This is a genomic window from Nocardioides sp., from assembly GCF_041600255.1.
Classification (GTDB): Bacteria; Actinomycetota; Actinomycetes; order Propionibacteriales; family Nocardioidaceae; genus Nocardioides.
In genome coordinates this window covers 20,843-34,637 of sequence record NZ_JBFIKK010000016.1, presented here as the reverse complement: position 1 = coordinate 34,637, position 13,795 = coordinate 20,843, and the positions used below count along the sequence as shown (strand labels likewise).

Genomic DNA, 13,795 nt, shown 5'->3' with positions numbered 1-13,795 from the left:
TGAAGACGTCGGAGGGCACCCCGAAGCCGGCCACGTGACCGATGTGGCGGGGGCCGTTGGCGTAGGGCCAGGCGACGGCGGACAGCACGGTACTCATGCGCGAATCCTAGGCGGAGCGGAGTCGGGCATCCTCGGGCAGGTCACGGGGTAGAAAGGAACCCATGACCCAGCGTCCCTCGCCCACTCCCGCCCCCGTCCCCGGACGCCGCGAGGAGATCGACCGGGTACGCCGGCTGCTGTACCGAGCTCTGGCGCCGTTCTGGGTGGTGCCGACGCTCTGGTGCCTCGGGGCGGTCGCGATGGGGTTGGCGATCCCGCAGATCGAGCGGGACTCCCCCGGCGCCCTGCCGTTCCTCTTCCAGGGCGGCGCGTCGGGAGCACGCACGGTGCTCTCGAGCATCGCGGGAGCGATGATCTCGGTGACCGGCCTGGTCTTCTCGATCACGATCGTGGTGCTGCAGCTGGCCAGCAGCCAGTTCTCCCCGCGGGTGCTGCGCACTTTTTTGGAGAGCCGGATCACCCAGCACACCCTGGGGGTCTTCGCCGCCTCCTTCCTGTACTCGCTCACGGTGCTGCGCTCGGTGATCGACACCGAGAGCAGCTCGGTGCCGCAGGTGGGTGTGACGGTCGCGTACCTGCTGGTGCTGGGCGCGGTCGGGATGTTCCTCGCGTTCATCCACCACATCACCCAGTCGATCTCGGTGACCAACGTGATCCGGCAGGCGGCCGACGAGACGCGGCGGCTGCTGCATCGCGGGCAGGAGGAGGCCAGGCACCACCCCGAGACGATTCCGGACCTGCCCCACCTGGGTGGGCAGCACACGGTGCTCGCGTCGACGTCGGGCTATCTGGACACCATCGACCAGTCCGTCCTGTGCAGTGCCGCCACCGAGCACGAGAGCCGGATCGAGCTGCTGTACCCGTTGGGCTCGTTCGTCGTCGAGGGGGCGCCCGTCGCCCTCGTCCACGGTGGCGGCTCGGGTGACGTCGACTGGGACGCCCGGGTGCACGCCGGCCTGGGCTACGCGCACGACCGGAGCATGCAGCAGGACATCTCCTTCGGCGTACGACGCCTGGTCGACATCGCCGAGCGAGCGCTCTCGCCGGGCATCAACGACCCGACGACCGCCGTCCAGGTGATCCACGAGCTGCACGACATCCTGCGGCGGATGGTGGTCGCCCGCGACCCCTACCCGGTCCGGCACGACGACACCGGTGCCGTGCGGCTGGTCACCCGGGACTGGACGTTCGCCCAGTTCCTCGACCTGGCCGTGGACGAGATCGCGCACTACGGTGCGGACTCGCTGCAGATCCCCCGGCGCCTCGACGAGATGCTGCTCGACCTGGAGACCGCCGCGACACCGAGGCACCGGCCGACGGTCGCTGCCAAGGCCGCGCACGTCCGGCAGGTGAGGGCGTAGCCGTCGGGTCTCAGGTCAGCTGAAGTCGAGCTCGGCGGTGCGGGCCCGCTTGAGCTCGAAGAAGTACGGGTAGTTCGCCATCGCGACGGCGCCGTCCCAGATCTTGCCGGCCTCCTCGCCTCGCGGGATCGAGGTCATCACCGGGCCGAAGAAAGCGGTGCCCTCGATCGCGATCGTGGGCGTACCGACGTCGTCGCCGACCTGGTCCATGCCGAGGTGGTGGGAGACCTTGACGGACTCGTCGTACGACGGGTCGTCCATCGCGTCGGCGAGTTCGACCGGAAGGCCGGCATCGGCCAGCGACTTCTCGATCATCGTGCGGTCCACGGCCAGGCCCTCGACGTGGATCCGGGTGCCCATCGCGGTGTAGAGCGGGAGCAGGAACTCTTTGCCGTGCTGCTGCTCGGCGGCGATGCAGACGCGCACGGGCCCCCAGGCGTCGGCGAGCATGTCGCGGTAGGCCTGCGGGATGTCCCGATCCTGGTTGAGGTACCCCAGGCTCATCACGTGCCAGGTGACCTGGATGTCGCGCACGTCCTCCACCTCGAGGATCCAGCGGGAGGTGATCCAGGCGAACGGGCACTTGGGGTCGAACCAGAAGTCAGCGTTGGTCATGAAACTTTCAACAAATCCTGGGGTGGGGGCATTCCTCAGAGCAGCGAAAGCCCCAGCCCGGCCAGGGCGCAGACACCCAGGGTCCGCAGCACCGACCACTTCAACCGGAAGACCAGGACCAGCGCCAGGCCCAGCACCGCGATCACCGACCACTGGTACGACGACCAGACCGGCAGCACCAGGTCCAGCGGGCCCGAGGTGATCGACCGGGTCCGCGCGAAGAGCGTGTGGACGGCGAAGTAGACCGCGAGGTTCGCGATCACCCCCACCACCGCCGCCATCACCCCGGTCAGCGCCGATGCCAGCCGGGCGCTGTCGCGCAGCCGCTCCACATAGGGGGCGCCCAGGAAGATGAACACGAAGCACGGCACGAACGTCACCCACACGGTGAGCAGCGAACCGAGGACCCCGGCCAGCCAGGGGTCGAGGTCTCCCGGGTTGCGGTAGGCACCGAGGAACGCGACGAACTGCACCACCATGATCAGCGGCCCCGGCGTCGACTCGGCCAGCCCCAACCCGCGCACCATCTCGCCGGCCGAGAGCCACCCGAAGGTGCCGACCGCCGCCTGGGCGACGTACGACAGCACCGCGTACGCGCCGCCGAAGGTCACCAGGGCCATGCCCCCGAAGAAGATGCCCTGATCGGTGAAGACCGTGCGGGCGCCGGAGGCCAGGACCCAGGCAGCCAGCACGGGCGCCACCCACAACGCCGCCCCGAGGACGAGGATCCGTCCGGAACGGCGGGCGGACGGACGGGCCCGGTGCAGCGCATCGTCCGGGACCAGGGGCGCGACTGCGTCTCCCGCCGCCGGACTCACCGGGCGGCTCATCACGTCCGGCCAGCGAGAACCGATCCACCAGCCTGCCGCGCCGGCACCCAGGACGACCAACGGGAACGGCAGCCCCAGCACCGCCAGCAGCACGAAGGCGGTGGCGGCGAGCGCGACGAGTGCCGGGTGGTGCAGGGTCCGACTGCTGAGGCGGACCACGGCCTGGACCACCACCGCGACCACCGCCGGGGCCAGGCCCAGGAAGAGGCCACTGACGACGGCGGTGTCGCCCTGGGCGACGTACAGGACCGACAGGGCGAGGATCGTGACGAGGCCAGGCAGGACGAAGAGCACGCCGGCGATCAGGCCGCCCAGCCACCCGTTGAGCAGCCAGCCCGTGTAGACGGCCAACTGCTGGGCCTCGGGGCCGGGCAGCAGCATGCAGTAGCTCAGCGCATGCATGAACCGTCGCTCCCCGATCCAACGGCGCTCGTCGACGAGCGTGCGCTGCATGACGGCGATCTGTCCGGCCGGCCCGCCGAACGTCTGCAGCGAGATCAGGAACCAGGCCTTGGTCGACTCGCGCAGCGGCACGACGTCACGGGGGGTCTCGAGCACGAGCCCATCATGGGGGAATACACGGTTGCCGCGGCGTGTGACGCGAGTGACATGATGCGGACATGCCTGGAACCAACCTCACTCGGGATGAGGCCGCCGCCCGCGCCGCCCTCCTCGACATCGACTCGTACTCCATCGACCTGGACCTGACGACCGGTGACACGACCTTCGCCTCCACGACCACGATCAGGTTCTCCTGCTCCGAGCCCGGGGCGGAGACCTTCGCCGACCTCGTCGACGCCACCGTCCACGAGATCACCCTGAACGGTGCACCGGTCGACGTCTCGGCGTACGCCGACAGCCGGATCGCGCTCAGCGGCCTGGCGGCGGAGAACGAGCTCGTCGTGCGCGCGGACTGCCGCTACAGCCGCACGGGTGAGGGCCTGCACCGCTTCGTCGACCCCGTCGACGAGCGCGTCTACCTCTACTCCCAGTTCGAGGTCCCCGATGCCCGCCGGGTCTACACGACCTTCGAGCAGCCCGACCTGAAGGCGCCGTTCACGTTCAACGTGACCGCTCCCGCGCACTGGAAGGTCGTCTCGAACTCCCCCAGCCCCGAGCCGCGTGAGCTCGGCGACGGCACGGCGGTGTGGAACTTCGAGCCCACCAAGCCGATGTCGACCTACATCACCGCGATCGTCGCCGGCGAGTACCACGAAGTGCAGCACACCTACGTCGGGAAGTTCGGCGAGATCCCGCTCGGCCACTACTGCCGCCAGTCGCTCGTCGAGCACCTCGACGTCGACGAGCTGGTCAAGCTGACCGAACAGGGCTTCGCGTTCTTCGAGGAGGCCTTCGACTACGGCTACCCCTTCGGCAAGTACGACCAGCTCTACGTGCCGGAGTACAACATGGGCGCGATGGAGAACGCCGGCTGCGTGACGCTGCGCGACGAGTACCTGCCCCGCAGCCGCCAGGATCGCGCGTTCTACGAGTTCCGCGCGTCGGTGATCCTGCACGAGATGGCGCACATGTGGTTCGGCGACCTGGTCACGATGAAGTGGTGGGACGACCTCTGGCTCAACGAGTCCTTCGCCGAGTGGGCCTGCTACCACGCCGCCGTCGAGGTCACCGAGTTCGACGAGTCCTGGACCGGCTTCACCAACGCCCGCAAGAACTGGGCCTACCGCCAGGACCAGCTGCCCTCCACGCACCCCGTGGCAGCCGACAACGTCGACCTCCGCGCGGTCGAGGTCAACTTCGACGGCATCACCTACGCCAAGGGCGCCTCGGTGCTCAAGCAGCTGGTGGCGTGGGTCGGGCTCGAGCACTTCATGACCGGGATCCAGGCCTACTTCAAGGAGTTCGAGTTCTCGAACTCCGAGTTCACCGACCTGCTCTCCGCCCTGGAGAAGGCCTCGGGCCGTGAGCTCCAGTCGTGGGCCCAGGAGTGGCTGCAGACCTCGGGGGTCAACACGCTGGCGCCCGAGTTCACCCTCGACGACGACGGCAACTACGCGTCGTTCGCGATCCGCCAGACGGCGAACGACGAGTTCCCCACCCTGCGTCGGCACCGCATCCGGGTCGGCCTGTACGACGCGGTCCCCAACGCGGCGGGCGAGAGCCGGCTGGTGCGTCGCTCGACCGTCGAGACCGACGTCGTCGGCGAGCTGACCGAGCTCGCCGAGCTGGTCGGGGAGCGTCAGCCCGACCTGTTGCTGCTCAACGAGGGCGACCTGACCTACGCCAAGATCCGCCTCGACGAGCGTTCCCTGGCCACCGTCGTCGGCGGTCTCGGCACGCTCGATGACTCGCTGGCCCGCGCCCTGTGCTGGGGCGCCGCGTGGGACATGACCCGCGACGCCGAGATGAGCGCGACGGACTTCGTCACCCTGGTGCTCAGCGCGATCGGGCACGAGACCGACGCGTTCGGCGTCAGCCGGATCCCGTCGTACGCCGCTCAGGCCGCGAACTCCTACAGCGCACCGCAGAACCGTGACGCCGTACGAGCCACGTGGGAGCAGGGCCTGCGCCGCCTGCTCGAGCAGGCGGCGCCGGGCAGCGACCACCAGCTGTCGTTCGTCCGGGCCCTTGCCTCGGCCGCGCACTCGGACGCTGTCCTGGACGACCTCGAGGCCCTGCTCGACGGCTCGCTGGTCTTCGAGGGCCTCGAGATCGACACCGACCTGCGCTGGACGCTGCTGACCGGGCTGGCGAAGAACGGCCGCGCCGACGGCGACCGGATCGCCGAGGAGCTGTCCCGCGACAACACCAACTCCGGCCAGGAGCACGCGGCGGCGGCCCGGGCGGCTCGCCCGACCGCGGAGGCGAAGGCGGAGGCATGGGAGATCGCGACCGTGCGCGACGACGTGGCCAACGAGACCCAGCGCAGCGTGGTGATGGCGTTCCAGGTCTACGGCCAGGACGAGGTGCTCGCGCCGTACGTGGAGAAGTACCTGACGACGGCCGACACCATGTGGGAGGAGAAGGGCACCCAGCGTGCGTCGACGGCGCTGGAGTTCATGTTCCCCAAGCAGCTCGCCAGCCAGGAGCTCCTGGACCGGGTCGACGCCTGGTTGGAGTCCTCCCCCGCCAACCCCGCCGCGAAGCGGTACGTGCGTGAGGGTCGGGCGGACGTGGCCCGGGCGCTGGCCGCCCAGGCGAAAGATGCGGCCAGCTGAGCAGATTCACTGGTTAACCAGTGAAACCCGCACTGCACCCGGATAACTATCTGGGTGAAGTGCGGGTTTTCTGGGTGAAGTCAGAGGTTGGGGGCGGGGCGGCCGGTCGTACGACGCGGTGCTCGCGGGCGCAGCCTCAGCCGGCGTGCAGCGTGTTCGCGGGGCGCGCGTGGTCGGCCAGCATCGCGATGCCGCGGCGCAGCCCGCCGCACAGGTCGCCCTCCGCGAAGTGCGACTGCATCTCCAGCGTCGCCAGCTCGACCTCGGCGTCGGTGAGGTGACGCCGTACCCCGCCGCCGGTGACCACCTCGAGGGCGCGAGCGCTCGGGTCGACCATGATCAAGATGCTGCGCGACGGCGCCACCAGTGAGTTGTGCAGCTGGGTCGCGAACGCCCGCGGCTCCCCCTCGGCACGGCCGACGAAGACCGAGATCTCCGCCCGGCACAGCTGCTCGGCCTTGCGGATCGCCTCGTCCAGCGCGGTGCGCTCCGCGGCGGTGAAGGAATCACCAGCGCGCACTTGCGCCACCGGCCTTCGACTCGTCGTTGTCAGGTCCGGCCAGCTCGGAGGTGCCCTTGCGGGGCCCACCGAACCACTGGTCCTCCCCGGCGCCACCCCCGGCCGAGACACGCTCGCCACGCACCAGCGGGGGCACGTACACGGCCGCCCAGACCAGGGCGAAGAGCAGGATCGGCACACCGCCCAGGAGCAGCAGGGCGTAGAGCGGGGAGACCGGTTCGGGGTTGCTCCACCCCTCCGGGACGTCCGCGTGGGCCGGTCCGGCGAGCACCACCAGCGTCGCCGAGGCGACGAGGACGGCGGTCGTACGGCGAGCGAGGGTCACGAGCATGGCAGTCACGCAGGACAGGATATCGGCTCCGCACCCGACACCCGACCGGCACGGGGTCGCTTGGGTCACATCGGGCGCCCTGAGGTCGGAATCGGGCGCTCGATCTGGTCATACTGGGCCGCATGTCTGCCCCCGCGCCGTCCAACCCGTGCGAGACCGAGGACCAGGTCTGCACCTGGGTCTTCGACCAGACCGAGAACGCCACCGTCGCCCAGATCGCCGACGTGATCATCGGCAAGCCGATCGCCCTGCTCGGGCTGCTCGTCCTCGGCCTGGTGATCCGTTGGGTCCTGCACCGGCTCGTCGACCGCCTTGTCACGCGCGCCGAGGAGGGCGTGCTCCCCGACCGGGTGAGCCGGATGTCGCTCGGCAACCCCCGCGGCATCCAGCACGAGGCGGCTCAGCAGGTGGTGACGAGCACCCGCCGCGCCCAGCGCGCCAAGACGATGGGCGGCCTGCTCAAGAGCATCGTCACCGGCGTCGTCGCCGCCATCATCGGGACGATGATGCTCAGCGAGATCGAGGTCGACATCGCCCCGATCATCGCCAGCGCCGGCATCATCGGCGTCGCGATCGGCTTCGGCGCCCAGACGCTGGTCAAGGACTTCCTGTCCGGCATCTTCATGATCTTCGAGGACCAGTACGGCGTGGGCGACGTGGTCGACCTCGGTGAGGCCACCGGCACGGTCGAGGCGGTCAGCCTCCGCGTCACCCGCCTGCGCGACGTCAACGGCACGGTCTGGTACGCCCGCAACGGCGAGATCCTCCGCGTCGGCAACATGAGCCAGAACTGGGCGCGCACCGTGCTCGACGTGAGCGTCGGCTACCAGGAGGACCTCGCCCGGGTACGCCGGGTGCTCAAGGAGGTCGCGCACGACCTGTGGCTCGACGACGACTTCCGCGGTCAGATCATCGAGGAGCCCGAGGTCTGGGGTGTGCAGGACCTGGCCGCCGACGGGGTGACCGTCCGGGTCACCCTGAAGACCGCGCCGCTCGAGCAGTGGGCGATCGCCCGGGAGATGCGCGAGCGGATCAAGGCGCGCTTCGACTACGAGGGGATCGAGATCCCGTTCCCCCAGCGCGTCGTGTGGCAGCGCAGCGAGGCCACGAAGGCCGAAGACGCCCCCGACCAGGTGGCCGAGGGCGTCTCCGAGAGCTGAGCGTCAGGCGAGTGCTGCGTCCAGCGTGATCGTGGTACCGGTGAGCGCCTGGCTGACCGGGCAGCCCTCCTTGGCGGCCTCGGCGGCGGCGACGAAGTCGTCCTCGCTGATGCCGTCGACGACACCGCGCACGGTGAGCTTGATGCCGGTGATGCCGGTGCCGGGGGTGAACTCGACGTCGGCGCTGGTGTCCAGCGAGGTCGCGGCGGTGCCGGCCTTGGCGAGACCGTTGGAGAGCGCCATCGAGAAGCAGGCGGAGTGAGCAGCCGCAATCAGCTCCTCGGGGCTGGTCTTCCCGTTCGCCTCCTCGGCGCGCGAGGGCCAGGAAACGTCGAAGGTGCCGAGGCCGGACGAGTCCATCGTCACCTGGCCGGCGCCCTCGAACAGGCTGCCTTCCCAGTGCGTGGTCGCCTTGCGGGTCGTTGCCATCTGCAGATCACTCCTTGTGGGTTCGGGTCTCTCGGGCCGAGTCTGACACGCCGGTGTCCGGGCGGCCGCGGGGTCTCGGCACAATGGTCCGGTGACCACGTACTACGACGACATCGGCGGCTTCGAGACGATGAAGACGATCGTCGCGACGTTCTACGAGGGCGTCGCGGGTGACGAGGTCCTGCGCCCGCTCTACCCGGAGGAGGACCTCGGCCCCGCCGAGGAGCGCTTCCTGCTCTTCCTGGTGCAGTACTGGGGCGGCCCGACGACGTACTCCGAGACCCGCGGCCACCCCCGGCTTCGGATGCGGCACGCCCCCTTCGCCGTCACTCCCGAGGCCAAGGACCGCTGGCTGGTGCACTTCCGGGCCGGTCTCGACGCCGTCGACCTGACGCCTGAGCAGGATGCGCAGTTCTGGGACTACGTCACCCACGCCGCGCAGTTCATGGTGAACAAGCTCGACTGATCCTCGTCGCGGACCAGAAAATAGTGCTGGATCGACGTAACGCCCTGTGCTGGTGGCGACAGGTAGTGAGTGAATCGGCGCCCGCCGACCCCCGACTCCTCCCCCGGAGCACTTGATGCGCAGACCGTCCACAGTCAAGATCATCACCGCCAGCGTCGCACTTGCCGCCGTGACATCGGTGGGAGCCGTTCATGCAGCCGGCACCCAGGCAGCCGGTTCGGGCGCCGCAGCGGGAACCTCCGCGGAGCTCGACCGGGGCCCCACTGGTCTGCAGCGCGCAGCCGAGGCAGGCGCTCAGGTCGTGAACAGCAGCCACGACGACGACTCCGACGAGCCGACCGAGGTCGACCCCGACGAGGATCTGGAGGAGAGCCCCGAGGGGGACGACTCCGACACCGACGTCGACGACGATGCCTCCGACGACGACGACCATGACGACGACCGCGACAGCCGGGAAGACGACCGCGACGACGACCGCGACAGCCGGGAAGACGACCGCGACGACGACCGCGACAGCCGGGAGGACGACCGCGACGACGACCGCGACAGCCGGGAGGACGACTCGGACGAATCTGAGGACGCCGACGACGATGACGACGAGGATGAGGACGACTCCGACAGGGACGACGACTGACCTAGACCGCCTGCCCTCGCAGAGACGGCTCCGGCGGTGACCTCGCTCGACAACCCCGGGGTCATCGCCGGGACGCCCACGTCACAGAAGGACTCATCATGGCCGGACCTCACCGGGACACGCTGGACCTCCGGGTCGACGCACCCGTCCGCGAGCCGGATCCCGTCCTGCTGGCCCACCTGGCCGCGCTAGCCCGGCAGTCGAGCGCAACCGCCGTCGCCACGACGAACGCGCAGCGCAGGCGCCCCTGGGCCATCTCCTTGGCCGCAGCAAGCGTGGTGCTGATTGCCGGTGTCGGCAGCTGGGCTGCCGGCACGATCGGTGGCTCCGAATCCCCCACCCCGGAGCCGGCGCCGATCACCCAGCCGGCCGATCCCGACGAGACCATCGCGCGGGACCCGATCCAGCGCGAAGGCACCGGTGGAGCGGACCGGCTCGACTCCCCCGCCACGGAGATCGATGGATCCGGCACCCGCGACCCAGCCGGCACCCAGGACACCGACGGCCCGAGCGGATCGGACGACGGACCCGCCGATCTCGCCGGTGGCGGGCAGAACGGCTCGGGGTCCCACGGCACCGGCTCTGGGTCGGGCGGCTACGGGGCGAGTGACAGCGGCTCGAGCAAGAACGGAACCGGCAAGGACGGTTCAGGCAAGGACGGATCCGGAGAAGGCGGCTCCGGGCCGCGGAGCCCAGGATCCGACGACGAGGAGGACGAGGAGGACGAGGACGACGACAAGGACCTCGACGAGCTCGACGAGCTGGACGACTCCGACCTGCCGGACGACGACTGAGCGCCCGGATGCACCTCGACGATGACGTGGTCCACCGCGCCAAGGGCGGCGACCCGGACGCGTGGGGAGAGCTGTACCGGCTTCACGCCGGGCGTCTCGTTGTCTGGCTGAGCACCCGGCCGACCGGAGACTGCTCGGTCCATGCCGAGGACCTCGCCGCCGACACCTGGCTCACCGCCGCGCAGAAAGTGGGCGACTTCACCGGCTCCGCCGACGAGTTCGCAGGCTGGCTCTTCGGCATTGCCCGGAAACTGTCCGCCAACACCCGGAGACGGACGCTCCGGCGGGCCACCTCACCCACGGCGGAGCCGCCCGCTCGGGTCGGGTCGGAAGGGCACGAGTCAGTGGTCGTCGGACACCACTGGGTGATGCAGGCCCTCGCCCAGCTGCCGCCCCGGGAACGGGACGTCATCGCCTGCCTCGAGGTGGTCGGCCTGGACGTCGAGGGCACTGCCCGGGCGTTGGGCATCACGCCGGTGGCCACCCGGGTCGCGCGTCACCGCGGGTTGCGCCGTCTGCGCCGAACGATGATCGTGCAGGGATCACCCGAACCCGGTTCACCCGGACAACCGGGGCCCGGGCGAGCCGCGCTCGAGTGCGGGAAGCGGGACGAGGCTGCGTACGAGGTCCCCGGCTGAATCAGGGCAGCAGTTCGCGGAGCCGTTCGCGGTACACCTCGGGCGGCTCGGCGGATCGCTGGGTGGCGAGATCGAAGAAGACGATCGTGACGCTGGCCCGGGAGAGCTCGGTCTCGCCGTCGTAGATCGCCGACTCGATGGTCGCCGACCGGTTGCCCACGTGCGAGACCCAGGACCACAGGTCGTAGGGCTCGGGACGGAAGAGGATCGGCACCCGGTAGTCCACGTCGGTCTGGGCGACCACCATGGCCATCCGAGGCGTGCCCGGCGGCAGGTCCTTCCAGATCCGCGCGGTGAGCACGATCCGCGCCTCCTGGAAGTACTCGAAGTACTTCACGTTGTTGACGTGGCGGTAGACGTCCACGTCCGAGAACCGCACCTGGACCGGGTAGTGCCCGACCTCGTCGCGGCGCACCGGGGCGGCAGGCGGGCGCGGGCCGCTGTCACCGGGCTCGAGGAACATCGTGAGCGTCTCCTTCTCCACCGGCGTGAGCCGACGCGGCCGCTCGGTGGCGAAGACGTACGGCGTCAGCAGCGTGGTCGCGCGCAGGTAGACCCGACGCCCGCCCTCGACGTCCGGGTCCTCGTGGAAGATCTCGTAGGCCATCGTGAACGAGGCGGCCCGGATCTCGGTCACCCAGCTCTCGATCCGCACCGGGCGGAAGTCGAAGGTGAGCGGCGCCGCATAGGTCACCTCGTGGCGTACGACGACCACGCCCTCGGCCAGCTCGCCGGTCTGCGCGGCGGGGCCGTGGGTGCGCAGCATGTCGACCCGGGCCTCCTGGAGGTAGTCGACGTAGACCACGTTGTTCACGTGCCCGAGGAGATCCATGTCGGCCCACCGCATCGGGCACTCGTAGACGTGTCGCACCCCTCGATGCTGTCAGAGAGCCGACGAGAGTCGGGCGTCTAGGACCGCGTGACGAACGCCTCGCCCACGCCGGTTCGTCGCGCGGCTAGGGTGACCAGCGCAGCAAGCCACCCCTAGATCGGAGTTTCCATGCCCGAGGCAGTCATCGTTTCCGTAGCTCGCACCCCCATCGGTCGAGCGAACAAGGGGTCGCTGAAGGACTTCCGCCCCGATGATCTCAGCGCGTTCATCGTCAAGACCGCGCTGGACAAGATCCCCGAGCTCGACCGGAACACGGTCGACGACCTCTACCTCGGCTGCGGTCTGCCGGGCGGCATGTCGGGCAACAACATGGGCCGCATCGTCAACGTGCTCAATGGCATGGACAACGTCCCCGGCGCCACCGTGACCCGCTACTGCGCCTCGTCGGTGCAGAGCACCCGGATGGCCTTCCACGCGATCAAGGCCGGCGAGGGCGATGTCTTCATCTCCGCCGGGGTCGAGATGGTCTCGAGCTTCGCGCACGGCACCTCGGACCACTGGCCCAACACCCAGAACCCGCTCTTCGAGGACGCCAAGGCGCGCACCGCGAAGACCGCCGAGGGCGGCGTCGGCTGGCACGACCCGCGTGAGGACGGCCTGCTCCCCGACGCCTACATCGCGATGGGCCAGACGGCCGAGAACGTCGCCAAGATCCGTGGCCTCAAGCGCGAGGAGCTCGACGAGTTCGGCGTCCGCTCGCAGAACCTCGCCGAGAAGGCGATCAACGACGGCTTCTGGGCCCGGGAGATCACGCCGGTCACCACCCCCGACGGCACGGTCGTCAGCACCGACGACGGTCCCCGGCCGGGCGTCACCCTCGAGGCCGCCTCGCAGCTCAAGCCGGTCTTCCGCCCCGACGGCGTCGTCACCGCCGCGAACTGCTGTCCGCTCAACGACGGCGCCGCGGCCGTGGTGATCATGTCCGACACCAAGGCCGCCGAGCTCGGTCTGACCCCGCTCGCCCGGATCGTCTCCACCGGCGTCAGTGGTCTCTCCCCCGAGATCATGGGCCTCGGCCCGGTGGAGGCCACCCGGCGTGCGCTGGCCAACGCCAACATGAGCATCGGCGACATCGATCTCGTCGAGATCAACGAGGCATTCGCGGCCCAGGTCGTGCCCTCCTACCAGGACCTCGGCATCGACATCGACCGCCTCAACGTCAACGGCGGCGCCATCGCGGTGGGCCACCCGTTCGGCATGACCGGCGCCCGCCTGCAGAACACGATGCTCAACTCGCTCGACTGGCACGACAAGAGCACCGGCCTGATCACCATGTGCGTCGGTGGCGGCCAGGGCATGGCGCTGATTCTCGAGCGCCTGCGCTGAGCTCTTCCGGCCGCGGGCCGGGTTAGGCTGCCGTCCATGACCGACGACAGGCCGGCCCGCTGGCTGGAACCCTCCGAGCAGCGATCGTGGCGCGCTCTGGTGATGGGGACGACGCTCCTCATGGACCGGCTCGACGACGACCTGCGCCGTGAACACGACATCTCCCTGACCGAGTTCGAGATCCTGGTACGCCTCTCCGAACGTCCTGGCCGACGGATGCGGATGGCCCAACTCGCGGACGCCCTGGCGCACAGCCGCAGCCGTGTGACCCACACCGTTTCCCGGATGGAGGCGGCCGGGCTGGTCAGCCGGGCCAGCTCGCCCGAGGACGGCCGCGGCATCCTGGCCACGATGACCGACAAGGGAATTGATCTCCTGGAACGCGTGGCCCCCACCCACGTGGACGGCGTGCTCGACCACCTGGTCAACCTGGTCAGTCCGGAGGACTTCGAGGCGGTCGGCCGGGTGATGAACGCCGTCTCCGACCACCTGGTCGATGCACACCCCGAGATGGAGGTGCGCCTTCCGGTGCCCTCCCCCGCCCGCTGACAACCCGTCCT

At 69.7% G+C, this 13,795-nt stretch carries 16 protein-coding genes; 9 read left to right on the top strand and 7 right to left on the bottom strand.

All coding sequences use genetic code 11. The features are described 5' to 3' along the window. Positions 1-97: class I tRNA ligase family protein (locus ABZE72_RS03670; RefSeq protein ID WP_372727661.1), on the bottom strand; the 97-nt coding region annotated here is incomplete at its 3' end. A gap of 64 nt (positions 98-161) precedes the next feature. Between ABZE72_RS03670 and ABZE72_RS03665 the strand changes: the two genes are divergently transcribed. After that, complete coding sequence (locus tag ABZE72_RS03665) at positions 162-1,421, top strand: DUF2254 domain-containing protein (protein ID WP_372727659.1); 1,260 nt, start codon at positions 162-164, stop codon at positions 1,419-1,421. Positions 1,422-1,436: 15 nt separating this feature from the next. Here ABZE72_RS03665 and ABZE72_RS03660 read toward each other — a convergent pair whose 3' ends face one another. Further along, a complete protein-coding gene (locus ABZE72_RS03660; protein ID WP_372727658.1) occupies positions 1,437-2,036 on the bottom strand; it encodes a disulfide bond formation protein DsbA in 600 nt (199 codons plus the stop codon). A 35-nt stretch (positions 2,037-2,071) separates the two neighbouring features. Continuing rightward, positions 2,072-3,424, bottom strand: a complete 1,353-nt coding sequence (gene chrA, locus ABZE72_RS03655; RefSeq protein WP_372727657.1) for a chromate efflux transporter — start codon at positions 3,422-3,424, stop codon at positions 2,072-2,074. 62 nt (positions 3,425-3,486) lie between these two features. Between chrA and pepN the strand changes: the two genes are divergently transcribed. Continuing rightward, the gene (gene pepN, locus ABZE72_RS03650; protein WP_372727656.1) at positions 3,487-6,045 is read left to right on the top strand and encodes an aminopeptidase N; all 2,559 of its coding nucleotides are present in this window, start codon (positions 3,487-3,489) and stop codon (positions 6,043-6,045) included. A gap of 136 nt (positions 6,046-6,181) precedes the next feature. Here pepN and ABZE72_RS03645 read toward each other — a convergent pair whose 3' ends face one another. After that, positions 6,182-6,565 carry a DUF5130 family protein gene (locus ABZE72_RS03645; RefSeq protein ID WP_372727655.1) on the bottom strand — a complete coding sequence of 128 codons (384 nt, stop codon included), beginning with the start codon at positions 6,563-6,565 and terminating at the stop codon, positions 6,182-6,184. Then, entirely contained in the window at positions 6,552-6,905 is a 354-nt protein-coding gene (locus ABZE72_RS03640; protein ID WP_372727654.1) for a hypothetical protein, read from the bottom strand. Before ABZE72_RS03640 ends, ABZE72_RS03645 begins: the two co-directional genes overlap by 14 nt. A 113-nt stretch (positions 6,906-7,018) precedes the next feature. On the opposite strand from ABZE72_RS03640, the gene ABZE72_RS03635 reads away from it, so the two are divergent. Further along, a complete protein-coding gene (locus tag ABZE72_RS03635; RefSeq protein WP_372727653.1) occupies positions 7,019-8,056 on the top strand; it encodes a mechanosensitive ion channel family protein in 1,038 nt (345 codons plus the stop codon). A gap of 3 nt (positions 8,057-8,059) precedes the next feature. On the opposite strand, the gene ABZE72_RS03630 is transcribed toward ABZE72_RS03635, so the two are convergent. After that, the gene (locus ABZE72_RS03630; RefSeq protein WP_372727652.1) at positions 8,060-8,485 is read right to left on the bottom strand and encodes an OsmC family protein; all 426 of its coding nucleotides are present in this window, start codon (positions 8,483-8,485) and stop codon (positions 8,060-8,062) included. 91 nt (positions 8,486-8,576) lie between these two features. On the opposite strand from ABZE72_RS03630, the gene ABZE72_RS03625 reads away from it, so the two are divergent. From ABZE72_RS03625 to ABZE72_RS03610, 4 genes are all read left to right on the top strand, one after another. Beyond that, positions 8,577-8,951 carry a globin gene (locus ABZE72_RS03625; RefSeq protein WP_372727651.1) on the top strand — a complete coding sequence of 125 codons (375 nt, stop codon included), beginning with the start codon at positions 8,577-8,579 and terminating at the stop codon, positions 8,949-8,951. 115 nt (positions 8,952-9,066) lie between these two features. Continuing rightward, positions 9,067-9,585, top strand: a complete 519-nt coding sequence (locus tag ABZE72_RS03620) for a hypothetical protein (protein ID WP_372727650.1) — start codon at positions 9,067-9,069, stop codon at positions 9,583-9,585. A gap of 98 nt (positions 9,586-9,683) precedes the next feature. Next, positions 9,684-10,379 carry a hypothetical protein gene (locus ABZE72_RS03615; RefSeq protein ID WP_372727649.1) on the top strand — a complete coding sequence of 232 codons (696 nt, stop codon included), beginning with the start codon at positions 9,684-9,686 and terminating at the stop codon, positions 10,377-10,379. 8 nt (positions 10,380-10,387) lie between these two features. Continuing rightward, positions 10,388-11,017, top strand: coding sequence for an RNA polymerase sigma factor (locus tag ABZE72_RS03610; protein ID WP_372727648.1), 630 nt, complete (start codon positions 10,388-10,390; stop codon positions 11,015-11,017). A 1-nt stretch (position 11,018) separates the two neighbouring features. Here ABZE72_RS03610 and ABZE72_RS03605 read toward each other — a convergent pair whose 3' ends face one another. Beyond that, entirely contained in the window at positions 11,019-11,888 is an 870-nt protein-coding gene (locus tag ABZE72_RS03605; RefSeq protein ID WP_372727647.1) for an acyl-CoA thioesterase, read from the bottom strand. 129 nt (positions 11,889-12,017) lie between these two features. On the opposite strand from ABZE72_RS03605, the gene ABZE72_RS03600 reads away from it, so the two are divergent. Both ABZE72_RS03600 and ABZE72_RS03595 read left to right on the top strand, forming a co-directional pair. Further along, a complete protein-coding gene (locus ABZE72_RS03600; RefSeq protein WP_372727646.1) occupies positions 12,018-13,235 on the top strand; it encodes an acetyl-CoA C-acetyltransferase in 1,218 nt (405 codons plus the stop codon). 36 nt (positions 13,236-13,271) lie between these two features. Then, entirely contained in the window at positions 13,272-13,784 is a 513-nt protein-coding gene (locus ABZE72_RS03595; protein WP_372727645.1) for a MarR family winged helix-turn-helix transcriptional regulator, read from the top strand. The last annotated feature ends 11 nt before the right edge of the window (positions 13,785-13,795 follow it).

Bases quoted from the DNA above. Each gene is read 5' to 3' on its own strand.
- ABZE72_RS03665 (WP_372727659.1), top strand. From the start codon at position 162: ATGACCCAGCGTCCCTCGCCCACTCCCGCCCCCGTCCCCGGACGCCGC.
- ABZE72_RS03660 (WP_372727658.1), bottom strand. From the start codon at position 2,036: ATGACCAACGCTGACTTCTGGTTCGACCCCAAGTGCCCGTTCGCCTGG.
- pepN (WP_372727656.1), top strand. From the start codon at position 3,487: ATGCCTGGAACCAACCTCACTCGGGATGAGGCCGCCGCCCGCGCCGCC.
- ABZE72_RS03635 (WP_372727653.1), top strand. From the start codon at position 7,019: ATGTCTGCCCCCGCGCCGTCCAACCCGTGCGAGACCGAGGACCAGGTC.
- ABZE72_RS03630 (WP_372727652.1), bottom strand. From the start codon at position 8,485: ATGGCAACGACCCGCAAGGCGACCACGCACTGGGAAGGCAGCCTGTTC.
- ABZE72_RS03620 (WP_372727650.1), top strand. From the start codon at position 9,067: ATGCGCAGACCGTCCACAGTCAAGATCATCACCGCCAGCGTCGCACTT.
- ABZE72_RS03615 (WP_372727649.1), top strand. From the start codon at position 9,684: ATGGCCGGACCTCACCGGGACACGCTGGACCTCCGGGTCGACGCACCC.
- ABZE72_RS03610 (WP_372727648.1), top strand. From the start codon at position 10,388: ATGCACCTCGACGATGACGTGGTCCACCGCGCCAAGGGCGGCGACCCG.
- ABZE72_RS03600 (WP_372727646.1), top strand. From the start codon at position 12,018: ATGCCCGAGGCAGTCATCGTTTCCGTAGCTCGCACCCCCATCGGTCGA.
- ABZE72_RS03595 (WP_372727645.1), top strand. From the start codon at position 13,272: ATGACCGACGACAGGCCGGCCCGCTGGCTGGAACCCTCCGAGCAGCGA.